This window comes from uncultured Sphingomonas sp. (genome assembly GCF_964243315.1).
In the GTDB taxonomy this organism is placed as follows: domain Bacteria; phylum Pseudomonadota; class Alphaproteobacteria; order Sphingomonadales; family Sphingomonadaceae; genus Sphingomonas.
The window spans coordinates 1-11,991 of record NZ_CAXTEM010000069.1; the positions used below are offsets into that span (position 1 = coordinate 1).

The window sequence follows — 11,991 nt, forward strand, 5'->3', positions numbered from 1 at the left end:
TGATGTTCTGGGTCGGGTCCTTGATGTCGCAGGTCTTGCAGTGGACGCAGTTCTGCGCGTTGATCACGAACTTGGGATCGCCGGTATCCTCGCCGACCACCTCGTAGACGCCGGCCGGGCAGTAACGCTGCGCGGGTTCGTCGTACATCGGCAGGTCGTAGCCGATCGGGATGTCGGGATCGCGCAGCGTGAGGTGGACCGGCTGGTCCTCCTCGTGGTTGGTGTTCGACAGGAACACCGAGGAGAGCCGGTCGAAGGTCAGCACGCCGTCGGGCTTGGGGTAGACGATCGGCTTGACGAGATCCTTGCGCCACAACGTCGTGTGATCGGGGTGATGCTTCATCGTGAACGGCATCTTGAGCCCGAGATATTCGAGCCACATCGTTACGCCCGCGAGCGCCGAGCCGGCGAAATCGCCGAACTTCTTGACCAGCGGCACGACGTTGCGGACGATCGACAGCTCCTTCTTGACCCAGCTGGTCTCGAACTCCGCGGGATAGGCGGCGAGCTCGTCATGCTCGCGCTGCGAGAGGATCGCGTCGACCGCGGCCTCGGCGGCCATCATGCCGGACTTCATCGCGGTATGCGTGCCCTTGATCCGCGGCACGTTGAGGAAGCCCGCGGAACAGCCGATCAGCGCGCCGCCGGGGAAGACGAGCTTCGGGATCGACTGCAAGCCGCCGTCGTTGATCGCGCGCGCGCCGTAGCTGACGCGCTTGCCGCCCTTCAGGATCGCGGCGATCTCCGGATGAGTCTTCCAGCGCTGCATCTCGTGGAACGGCGAGAGATAGGGGTTGGAGTAGTTGAGCCACGTCACGAAGCCGAGCGACACCTGCCCGTTCGCTTGGTGGTAGAGCCAGCTGCCGCCGTTCGCCTCGTCGGTGAGCGGCCAGCCTTGCGTGTGGATGACGCGGCCGGGATGGTGGAGCGCGGGATCGATGTCCCACAATTCCTTGATGCCGATGCCGTAGACCTGGGGTTGGCTGTCCTTCGCCAGATCGAAGGTGCGGATCACCTCCTTGGTGAGGTGTCCGCGAACGCCTTCGGCGAAGAAGGTGTATTTAGCGTGGATCTCGAGCCCCGGCGTGTAATCGGCCTTGCGGGTGCCGTCGCGCGCCACCCCCATGTCGCCGGTCGCGACGCCCTTCACATGGCCGGCGTCGTCAAACAGGATCTCGGCGGCCGCGAAGCCGGGGAAGATCTCGACGCCAAGCTCCTCGGCCTTGTTCGCGAGCCAGCGGCAGAGATTGCCCAGGCTGCCGGTGTAGGTGTTCTTGTTGTGGAGGAAGGGCGGCGTCCACAGATGCGGGAGCGTCATCTTCTTCTTGGCCGTGAGCACCCAGTGGAGGTTCTCGGTGACCGGAACCTCCGCCATCGGGCAACCGTCGGTGCGCCAGTCGGGCAGCAGTTCGTCGAGTGCGCGCGGATCGATCACCGCGCCCGACAGGATGTGCGCGCCGACCTCGGAGCCCTTTTCCAGAACGCAGACAGCGATCTCCGCGCCCTTTTCGGCGGCAACCTGTTTGAGGCGGATCGCCGCCGACAGGCCGGCCGGACCGGCGCCGACGATCACCACGTCATAGGGCATCGACTCACGTTCGCTCATACATCCTCCCGAGCCGGCGGCGCGGCGCGATTCGCGGGTGCGATCGGACGGGCGCGAGCCGGCAACGTCTTGTCCTGAAAGCCGATCCGACAAGTTGACCGCCACGTCAACTGCGCGGACACCGGCAGCGTGGGGGCGGATCAACAAATCGACTGGGGTGCCGCGGCGGCGAGCGCGCTCGACTGGTGGCACGATGCGGGCGTCGACACGCTCGTCGAGGATGCCCCGCGCGACTGGTTCGCGGCGCCCATGCGCGCGCCGGACCCTGCTACGGCGGCGCCCACACTCGCGGCCGAGGTGGCGGAAATGCCGTTGTCGCTCGCTGAATTCCTCGCCTGGCGGTGCGGCGATGCGGCGCCTGAGGCGGCGTGGCGCGGCGGTTCGATCATCGCGACTGGGCCGGATGACGCTACGGTCATGGTGCTTGTCGACTGTCCGGATCGCGACGACGATGCCGGGGGCATGTTGATGAGCGGACAGGTCGGGCGGTTGTTCGACCGGATGCTTTCCGCGGTTGGGCTGGACCGGGCGACGGTGCACCTCGCGGCGGTCTGCGCCAAGCGACCGGTGGCCGGGCGGATGCCCGGCGAGGTCGAGGCGCGGCTCGCGGCAATCGCGCTGCACCACGTCGCGCTGGTCGCGCCGAAGCGGTTGCTGCTGATGGGTAATGCGGCGAGCCGTGCGATCCTCGGGGCAGATGCCGCAGCTATTCGTGGCCGTTTGCACGGACTTAACCATAAGGGTGGACAAACCGAGGTGGTCGCGAGCTTTCATCCGCGCTTCCTGATCGAGAAGCCCGCGGCGAAAGCCGAAGCCTGGAAGGACCTGCAGTTGCTGATCGGGGGATTGTCCGCGTGACCCGCAGAATGGCTTCGCTGCTGCTGCTCGCCCTGCCGCTGCCGGCGTTCGCCGCGCCGATCGGCGACGAACCTGCTCCGGCCCCTGCCCCCGCTCCCGTTGCGGGCGAGGCGGCGCCCGCGATCAAGAGCGATCGCATTCCGGACCAGCTCGATGCGACTCAGCGCGAGGGATATCGCGCAGTGTTCCAGGCGATCCGGGCGGGCGCATGGACCGATGCGCAGATCGGGCTGGCGGCGATGAAACCGGGCCCGCTTCACGCGATCGCGCGTGCCGAGCTATTCACCGCGAAGGGATCGCCCAAGGTTGAGCTCGAACCGCTCGTCCAGCTGATCAACGAAGCCCCCGAGCTGCCTGAAGCCGAGCAATTGAGCCGCCTCGCCGCTAGCCGCGGTGCGATGGACCTGCCGCCGCTGCCGGTCGCGCAGCGGCTGATCTGGCAGGACGGCGCCCCCCGCCGGGTCCGCGCCAAGAGCATCAAGAGCGACCTGGTCGCGGCCGATCTCGCCGCGAAGATGCAACCCTTCGTGAAGGCGGACATGGCGATCGAGGCGCAGGCGCTGCTCGACGCGACGCCGGACCTGTCGCCCGAGGCGCTGACCGAGTGGCAGGCGAAGATCGCGTGGATCTATTTCCTGACCGGCGACGATGCGAGCGCGCGGTTGCTCGGTGGCCGCGCGGCCGAAGGTGCGGGCGAGTGGGCGGTGCAGGGGCGCTGGACGACCGCCTTGTCGGCATGGCGGCAGAACGACTGTGCGGCGTCGCAGAACGGGTTCGAGGGAGTCGCGGCGCGTGCCGGCGACGTCGATCTGCGCGCGGCGGCGCTTTATTGGGCGGCGCGCGCGGACATGGCCTGCGGGCGTCCCGACAAGATCCAGGCGCGGCTGCAGACCGCGGCGCAATTCTCCGAAAGCTTCTATGGCCAGCTCGCCCGCCAGACGCTGGCGATGCGCGACAAGCCGCGCCGCGGCGGGGTCGTCGTCGCGGGCGATTGGGCGGCTATCGACAAGCGTCCCAATGTTCGCGTCGCGGCGGCTTTGGTCGAGGTCGGCGAGACCGATCTCGCGGATAGCGTGATCCGCCAGCAGGCCAGGATCGGCGATCCTCGAGAGTTCGCCAGCCTGATCCGCGTCGCCGAGGCGCTGAGCCTGCCCGCGACGACGGTTTGGCTGGCGCATAACTGCCCGCAAGGCGTCATACCGGCTGCCGAGACGCGTTACCCGACGCCAAACTGGACGCCCGACAGCGGCTGGCGGATCGACAAGTCGCTGGTCTATGCGCACACGCTTCAGGAAAGCGGGTTCCGCAACAAGGTGGTCAGTCCGGCGGGTGCGTACGGGCTCATGCAGATCATGCCAGCAGCAGCGACCGATTTCGCGCGGGAACGCGGGATCGGCGCGATGGACCGGTCGGCGCTGACCAAGCCGTCGGTCAACATGGACATCGGCCAGCGGCATCTGGAACGGCTGCGCGACATGGCGGGCGTGACCGGCGGGCTGCTCCCCAAGGTGATCGCGGCGTATAATGCGGGGCCGAAGCCGGTCGGCGAGTGGAACGCGATCGTCCGCGATGGCGGCGATCCGCTGCTTTATATCGAGAGCATCCCCTATTGGGAGACGCGCGGCTACGTCACCACGGTGCTGCGCAACTATTGGATGTACGAGGCGCAGAACGGCAAGAAGGCGTCGCCCAGCCGGACCGCGCTGGCGCAGGGCATGTGGCCGCGCTTCCCGGGCCTGCCCGGCGCGAGTGCGATCCGGATGAACGCGCGACCGAGCGGCAGCGCGAGCGCGAGCACCGCTACGGTCGCCGCACCGACCGCCAGCCAGGCGATCGCCGTCCGTGCCGATTGATCCCGATGCGGTGTTCCTGCCGGTGCGGATCGCGGTCCTCACCGTGTCCGACACCCGCGGGCTTGCCGAGGATCGATCGGGCGATACGCTGATCGAGCGGCTCGGGGCTGCGGGTCACGTCCTCGCCGACCGCGCTATCGTGCGTGACGATGTCGCTGGAATCGTGGCGCGGCTCCAGGGATGGATCGCCGATCCTGCGATCGACTGCGTCATCACCACCGGCGGCACCGGCGTGACCGGGCGCGACGTCACGCCCGAAGCGGTCGAGCAGGTCGCGACCAAGATGATCCCGGGCTTTGGCGAGTTGTTCCGGTATCTCAGCTTCGCCAAGATCGGCACCTCGACCGTCCAATCGCGCGCCTGTGCGTGCGTGGCGGAGGGCACCTATGTGTTCGCGCTGCCCGGGTCGACGGGCGCGGTGAAGGATGGCTGGGACGGGATCCTGCGCGAGCAGCTCGATAGCCGGCACCGGCCGTGTAATTTCGTGGAGTTGATGCCGCGGTTGATGGAGCGGTAATTCCGCTGGCAAGTCGGCGGTGCTGCGCGCTACGCTAGCCGCCCTGCCTCGCTAGCCACCCCGGTATGATCACCACCCCGGCGTAGGCCGGGGCCCAGGTGGGAGGGCGTCGGTAACGGAACGCCGTCCCCGGCTACGCTCGTCTCCCAACTGGGCCCCGGCCTACGCCGGGACGGTAGAAAGGTGACGCCGGCAAGCGCTCGGCAGGCAGGTGACGCCGTCGACGGTTAAACCCCTACCCACCCCCCCTCCTCCACCTGTCCCGATCCGGCGACAATTGCCGGCTCGCCTAAATCGTTGAGCGAGGTTAGGAAGCGGGCGATGCTGCGTATCGACGAGAATTGCCGGGCCGTGGCGCGTGCCGACAAGCTGACGGTGATCGTCGACGCGGCGCGCTATTTCGCGGTCGCACGGCAGGCGCTGATCGAGGCGGAGCAGCGGATCATGCTGATCGGCTGGGATTTCGATGCGCGGATCGTGCTCGACGCCGACGCGACCGAGGGTCCGATCAAGGTCGGCGACTTCCTGCTGTGGCTGGTCGAGCGCAACCCCAAGTTGAACCTCTATCTGCTGCGCTGGGACCTGGGCGCGATCAAGTCGCTGTTTCGCGGCACCACGATGATCTCGCTGCTGAAGCTGATGCGGCATCCGCGCATTCATGTGCGGCTCGACGGGCATCACCCGACCGGTGCGTCGCATCACCAGAAGATCGTGTGCATCGACGATTGCCTCGCCTTTTGCGGTGGGATCGACATGACCGACGAGCGCTGGGACACGTGCGATCACCGCGACGACGACCCGCGCCGGTTGAGCGCGAGCGGCAAGCCGCACAAGCCGTGGCACGACGCCACCACCGCGGTTGCAGGTCCGGCCGCTGCGGCGCTTGCGGAAATCTGCCGCGAGCGCTGGCTGCTCGGGACCGGCGAGACGCTCGCGCCGATCGTCACCGGGCGCAATTGCTGGCCGGCGGCGCTCGACCCAATGTTCGAGAACATCGAGATCGGCATCGCGCAGACTAGGCCTGAGATGCCGACCGAGGCGGGGCTGCTCCAGATCGAGACGCTGTTCCTCGACCAGATCGCCGCGGCCCGACGTCACGTCTATTGCGAGAGCCAGTATTTCGCATCGCGGCGGATCGCCGAGGCGATCGCGCGGCGGCTGGATGAGCCAGACGGGCCCGAATTCGTGATCGTCAATCCGGTCACCGCGCAGGGCTGGCTCGAGCCGCTGGCGATGGACACCGCGCGTTCGCGGCTGATGGAGGCGCTGAAGCGGCGCGACCGTCACGGACGGCTGCGGATGTATCATCCGTTCACCGCGGGCGGGACGCCGATCTACGTTCACGCCAAGCTGACGATCGTCGACGACAAGCAGTTGCGCGTTGGATCGGCGAACATGAACAACCGGTCACTGCGACTCGATACCGAGTGCGACCTGATCGTGCTGGCGGACGACGCGGCGACCTCGACGACGATCCTCGACGTCCGGCACCGGTTGCTGGGCGAGCATCTCGACGTGTCGCCGGAGACGGTCGCGGCAACGATTGCGGCGCAAGGCTCGCTGATCCGCGCGGTCGAGTCGCTGCGCGGCGACGGGCGTTCGCTGCGGCCCTACGAGCCGAAGGATCTCGCGGGAATCGAGAAGTGGCTGGCGGATAACGAGGTGCTGGACCCCGAAGGTCCCGAGGAGATGTTCGAGGGGCTGAGCAAGCGCGGGCTGTTCCGGGGACGATTGCGGCGACGCTGATCTATAGCTTCGTTCTTGCTATGTTCCGATCGATCGGTTACTTGGCGGCATGGCGACCAACCGTCCGGTTCGTGGTGCGACGATCAACCTGGCAAGCGCCCGGTTCGGCTTGCCGCACGACGAGGCCGATGGCGACTGGCTCGACGCACGCGACCTGATCGACGGCGAGGCGCCGCGGCTGCGCACGACCGTCACGACCGAGACGCCGCGGACGATCATCAGCCGCAACGCGTCGCCCGACATCGGGTTCGACCGGTCGATCAATCCATATCGGGGGTGCGAGCATGGCTGCATCTATTGCTTCGCGCGGCCGACACACGCGTATCTGGACCTGTCGCCGGGGCTCGACTTCGAAAGCCGGCTGTTTGCCAAGCCGTCCGCTGCGGCGCTGCTGCGCGCCGAGCTCGCCAAGCCCGGCTATGTGGTGCGACCGATCGCGCTCGGCACCAACACCGATCCGTATCAGCCGATCGAGCGCGAATGGCGGATCACCCGGTCGATCGTCGAGGTGCTGGCGGAGGTCGGCCACCCGCTGACGATCACGACCAAGTCGGACCGGGTGGTGCGCGACATCGACCTGCTCGCGCCGATGGCGGCGAAGGGGCTCGCGGCGGTGGCGATGTCGATAACCTCTCTCGATCCGCTGGTCGCGCGGACGATCGAGCCACGCGCGCCGCATCCGGAAAAACGGCTGGCGGCGGTACGTCGTCTGGCGGACGCGGGCGTGCCGACCTTCGTGTCGATCGCGCCCGTGATCCCCGCGATCACCGATCACGAGCTGGAGGCGCTGGTCGATCGCGCGGCGGCGGCGGGCGCGCGGGGCGTGTTCTACATACCCGTACGCCTGCCGCACGAGGTCGCGCCGTTGTTCAAGGCGTGGCTCGACGAACACTATCCCGATCGGGCCGGCAAGGTGATGGCGATCATTCGATCGCTGCGCGGCGGGCGCGACAACGATCCCGACTTCTTCTCGCGGATGCGCGGCAGCGGGCCGTGGGCGGAGCTGTTGAAGACGCGGTTCCGGATCGCGTGCCGCAAACATGGCTTCGATGGCATGCGGATGGACCTGCGCACCGACCTTTTTCGCGCGCCGAAAGGACCGCAGGGCGAGCTGTTCTAGCGGATCGTCGTCGCGTGCGGCGAGTTGGTGACAGGGTGCGGTGCGGTTATCGCACGAGGAGACAGTGATGGGCGAGGACGACGCGAGCAAGCCGGAGACCGTCGAAGAGGATGGCACGGGCGGACCCGAGGAGTCGGGTGCGGGCTATGGTAACAATGCGGGGTATCAGGGCGGGGCGGATGCCGGTGACGACGGCGGAGCGGATGCCGGTGACGAGGGCGTCGACGGTAATCCCGAGGGCGGTAAGGGCGCGGACTGAGGGTTTGCGATTGGTGAGGCGGTGTGCACCGCACGTTGTCCATTTAGAGGTCAAATCCTCCACTCGTGACGCGGGACACGTCCAAACTCCATGCCATTCCGACGCGAATAGTGCAGCGCAACGCCGCTTGTGCTCCCGCGAAGGCGGGAGCCCAGTACTGGGTCCCCGCCTCCGCGGGGACACAAGGAGGTATGCGTCGCACAAGAATGAGCGCTGACTTGATTCCGGATCCCCCCCCGCTAGCGGGATCCAGGGCCCAGTCCGGGTTGACCGGGCGACTAGGGCGCGCTCCCGTTCCGCCCGATACGGTCTCCCTATGCCGCCTCCAACCGAAAATCCTTGTACCGCTCCCTAAGCGCTGTCTTCAGCAGCTTGCCCGTCGCAGTATGCGGTAGCGTGTCGACGAACTCGATCGCGTCGGGCAACCACCATTTGGCGACGTGCTGCGACAGGTGCGCGACGATCTCCTGCGGGGTCACGGTCGCGCCGGGCTTACGGACGACGAGCAGCAGCGGGCGCTCGTCCCATTTGGGGTGGCGGATGCCGATCGCGGCGGCTTCGGCGACCCCGGCGCACCCGATCGCGGCATTCTCCAGTTCAACCGAGCTGATCCATTCGCCGCCCGACTTGATCACGTCCTTCGACCGGTCGGTGATCTGCATCGTGCCGTCGGCATGGAGCACCGACACGTCGCCGGTGTCGAACCAGCCATCGGCGTCGACTGCGTCGGCCTCGGCGCCGAAATAGCGCTTCACCACCCAAGGTCCGCGGACCTGCAAGCGACCCGCGGCGACGCCGTCGCGCGGCAACACGATTCCCTCGTCATCGACGATGCGCAATTCGATGCCGAACGGGACGCTGCCCTGCTTGCAGATCAGGTCGAGCCGCTCGTCATGCGTCATGTCGCGCCAATGCGGCGGTTCGCAGCCCGCGGTGCCGATCGGCGATGTCTCGGTCATGCCCCAGAGATGCTTGACCGTCGCGCCCATCCCCATGATCCGCTCGATCATCGCGCGGGGCGCCGCGGAGCCGCCGATCGTAACCTGGCGGAGGTGGCGCGGTTGATCGCCCGTGGCGTCGATATGGCCGAACATCGCGAGCCATACCGTCGGCACGCCCGCGGAGTGGGTGACCTTCTCGTCGTTCATCAGGCGGCACAGCACCGCAGGGTCGTTGACCGCGGAGTACACGATCTTGGCACCGGCGAGCGCGCAGGCGAAGGGCAGGCCCCAGGCGGCGGCGTGGAACAGCGGCACCACGGGCAGGACCACGGCGGAGGGCGACAGGTCGAACACCCAGGGCGCGACCTCTGCCATCGCGTGGATCATCGTCGAGCGGTGTTCGTAGAGCACGCCCTTCGGATTGCCGGTGGTGCCGCTGGTGTAGCAGAGCATGCACGGATCGCGCTCGGGGCCCTCGACCCAGGCATAATCGCCGTCCTCGCGGTCGATCAGCGCGGCGAAGCCGTCGGGGCCGAGATCGTCGAACGCGACGAAGTGGCGGATGCTCGTCCATTGCGCCCGGAGCCGATCGACGATCGGCTGGAACGCGACGTCGTAGAACAGCACCTGATCTTCGGCATGGTTGGCGATGTATACCAGTTGCTCGTCGAACAGCCGCGGGTTGATGGTGTGGATGACGCCGCCCATCCCGATCGCGCCGTACCAGGCGACGAGATGGTGCGCGTGGTTCATCGCCAGCGTCGCGACGCGGTCGCCCGGACGGACGCCGAGCCGTTCGAGCGCCTGGGCGAGCTTGCGCGAATCGCGCGCGACGCCCGCCCAGTCGGTGCGGGTCTGGCGACCGTCGGCCCAATGGCTGACGAGCTCGCGCCGGCCGTGCTCGCGCGCCGCGTGATCGATCAGCCGGGGTACTCGAAGTTCGAAATCCTGCATTCCGCCCAGCATGGTCATCCTCTCGCGGCGCGTTGTTGCGCCTACCCTATGCAGGATGGCGGGAGTGACGCCTGGGGGCAATCCCGTGGGTGTGAGGAAATGTTGCGGTGGTGGGCGGCGAGCCCAACCTCGCTAGCTACCACCCCGGCGTAGGCCGGGGCCCAGGTGGGAAGGTTGCTGTAATGAAGCGCAGCAATCGCCAATCGGCGTCTCCCACCTGGGCCCCGGCCTTCGCCGGGGTGGAGGTGGGAGCGGGGCGTCCGGGCTCATCCCACCAATTGCAGGCGGGTCTCCGATGTCTTGAACGTCACGCTTTCGACGCCCGGCAGGCGTTCGAGGTGCCCCGCCAGCTCGCCGTCGAGCAGGAAGTCGCGGCCGAGCAGCATCGTCGCCTCGCCCCCCGCCAGCCGGGTGCGGACGCGGACCTCGCCCCGGGCGCCGCGGTGGTCTGCGAGCAGGCCGCCGAGCGCGGGAAAGGCGGTGGCGTCATGGACGACGATCTCGACGACGAACCGCGCGGTGGAGGCGAGGCTCTCGAACGGCTGGATGCGCTTGATCGACACCCGCGGGGTGTCCTCGCCTGGTCGGCGATCGAGTTCGACGGTTGCAAGGCCGCAACCACCCGCTCGTGCGGCGTCCTCAAGGTCCTTGGCGACCGCATCGTCGAAGCAGGTCGCAACGAACTGGCCGCTGGCATCGGACATCGTCGCCATCAGGTAACGCCGCCCGCGCGCGGAGGTGCGCCAGCGCGCATCCTCGACCAGCACCGCCATCATCGCGCCCGCGCGCGTGCCGTTGTCGGGGATGTGCAACTCGCCGAGCGCGGTGAACTGCCGCGCGCCGTGCATCCGCGCGAGATGGGCGTGACGATCGACCGGATGCGACGAGAAGTAGAAGCCAAACGCCTCCTTCTCTTGCTCCATCCGCTGCGCCAGCGTCCAATGGACCGATTGCGGCAGCTTGATCGTGTCGCCCGCGACATCGGCCGCGCCGAACAGCCCGCCCTGCCCGCTGGTCCGGCCCTCATGGGTGCGTGCGGCGACCGCGAGGATCGTCTCGGCGGTGGCATGGATGCCGGCACGGTTGGCGTCGATCGAATCGAACGCGCCGCCTGCGGCGAGGGTCTCGAGCTGGCGCTTGTTGATCAACCGCGGATCGACCCGGGTGGCGAGATCGTCGAGGCTGCGGAAGGAGCCGCTGGCGTCGCGCTCTGCTACCAGCTTGTCCATCGCGCCCTCGCCGACCGACTTCAGCGCCGCAAGCGCGTAGCGCACGGCCAGCAACTCGTTCCCGTCCTCATCGCGGCCGGTGGCCTCGACGTCGAACTCGGCGCCGCTGGCGTTGATGTCTGGGCCGAGCAGCGCGATCCCCATGCGGCGCGCGTCGTCGACGAAGATGCCGAGCTTGTCGGTCTGCGCCATGTCGTAGCACATCGACGCGGCGTAGAATTCGTGCGGGTGATGCGCCTTCAGCCACGCGGTCTGATAGGCGAGCAGCGCATAGGCGGCGGCGTGGCTCTTGTTGAAGCCGTAGCCCGCAAACTTGTCGATCAGGTCGAACAGCGCGTTCGCCTCGGCCGGCTTGATGCCGTTGACGGTCGCACATCCCTCGACGAAGCCGGCGCGCTGGGCGTCCATCTCCGCCTTCACCTTCTTGCCCATCGCGCGGCGCAACAGATCGGCGCCGCCCAGGCTGAAGCCGGCGAGCACCTGCGCGGCCTGCATCACCTGTTCCTGATAGACGAAGATCCCGTAGGTCTCGGCCAAAATCGGTTCGAGCAGCCGGTGCGGATAGGCGATCGGCTCCTGCCCGTTCTTGCGGCGGCCGAAGCTGGGGATGTTGTCCATCGGGCCGGGGCGATAGAGCGAGACGAGCGCGATGATGTCGTTAAAATTGGAAGGGCGGACCGCCGCCAGCGTGCGGCGCATGCCCTCGGATTCGAGTTGGAACACGCCGACGGTGTCGCCCTTCTGGAGCAGCGCATAGACGCCCTCGTCTTCCCATTCGAGCGCATCGAGATCGACGACGATGCCGCGCTTGGCGAGCAGCTTCAGCGCCTTTTGCAGGACCGACAGCGTCTTCAGGCCGAGAAAGTCGAACTTCACCAGCCCGGCGCCCTCGACATATTTCATGTCGA

At 67.7% G+C, this 11,991-nt stretch carries 9 protein-coding genes; 6 read left to right on the forward strand and 3 right to left on the reverse strand.

What is annotated here, in order from left to right:
* Nucleotides 1-1,606 (reverse strand): electron transfer flavoprotein-ubiquinone oxidoreductase (locus ACFE77_RS14380; RefSeq protein ID WP_375422336.1); only part of this gene is annotated, 1,606 nt, incomplete at its 3' end.
* A gap of 129 nt (nt 1,607-1,735) precedes the next feature.
* Between ACFE77_RS14380 and ACFE77_RS14385 the strand changes: the two genes are divergently transcribed.
* The 6 genes from ACFE77_RS14385 to ACFE77_RS14410 all read left to right on the forward strand — a co-directional run bounded on the left by ACFE77_RS14385 (nt 1,736) and on the right by ACFE77_RS14410 (nt 7,959).
* A complete protein-coding gene (locus ACFE77_RS14385) occupies nt 1,736-2,464 on the forward strand; it encodes a uracil-DNA glycosylase (RefSeq protein ID WP_375422337.1) in 729 nt (242 codons plus the stop codon).
* Between the two features lie 8 nt (nt 2,465-2,472).
* A complete protein-coding gene (locus ACFE77_RS14390; RefSeq protein WP_375422343.1) occupies nt 2,473-4,317 on the forward strand; it encodes a lytic transglycosylase domain-containing protein in 1,845 nt (614 codons plus the stop codon).
* Nucleotides 4,307-4,834: a molybdenum cofactor biosynthesis protein B gene (moaB, locus tag ACFE77_RS14395; protein WP_375422338.1), complete on the forward strand. Its 528-nt coding sequence runs from the start codon at nt 4,307-4,309 to the stop codon at nt 4,832-4,834. The genes ACFE77_RS14390 and moaB overlap by 11 nt, the downstream gene beginning before the upstream one ends.
* A gap of 321 nt (nt 4,835-5,155) precedes the next feature.
* Nucleotides 5,156-6,580 carry a phospholipase D-like domain-containing protein gene (locus ACFE77_RS14400; RefSeq protein WP_375422339.1) on the forward strand — a complete coding sequence of 475 codons (1,425 nt, stop codon included), beginning with the start codon at nt 5,156-5,158 and terminating at the stop codon, nt 6,578-6,580.
* 49 nt (nt 6,581-6,629) lie between these two features.
* Nucleotides 6,630-7,700, forward strand: a complete 1,071-nt coding sequence (locus tag ACFE77_RS14405) for a PA0069 family radical SAM protein (protein ID WP_375422340.1) — start codon at nt 6,630-6,632, stop codon at nt 7,698-7,700.
* Nucleotides 7,701-7,767: 67 nt separating this feature from the next.
* Nucleotides 7,768-7,959, forward strand: a complete 192-nt coding sequence (locus tag ACFE77_RS14410) for a hypothetical protein (protein WP_375422341.1) — start codon at nt 7,768-7,770, stop codon at nt 7,957-7,959.
* Between the two features lie 314 nt (nt 7,960-8,273).
* Here ACFE77_RS14410 and ACFE77_RS14415 read toward each other — a convergent pair whose 3' ends face one another.
* Nucleotides 8,274-9,866 (reverse strand): long-chain fatty acid--CoA ligase, encoded by a 1,593-nt coding sequence (locus ACFE77_RS14415; protein ID WP_375422344.1) that lies wholly within the window; start codon nt 9,864-9,866, stop codon nt 8,274-8,276.
* A 254-nt stretch (nt 9,867-10,120) separates the two neighbouring features.
* On the reverse strand, nt 10,121-11,991 hold a 1,871-nt coding region (gene dnaE / locus ACFE77_RS14420; RefSeq protein ID WP_375422342.1), incomplete at its 5' end, for a DNA polymerase III subunit alpha.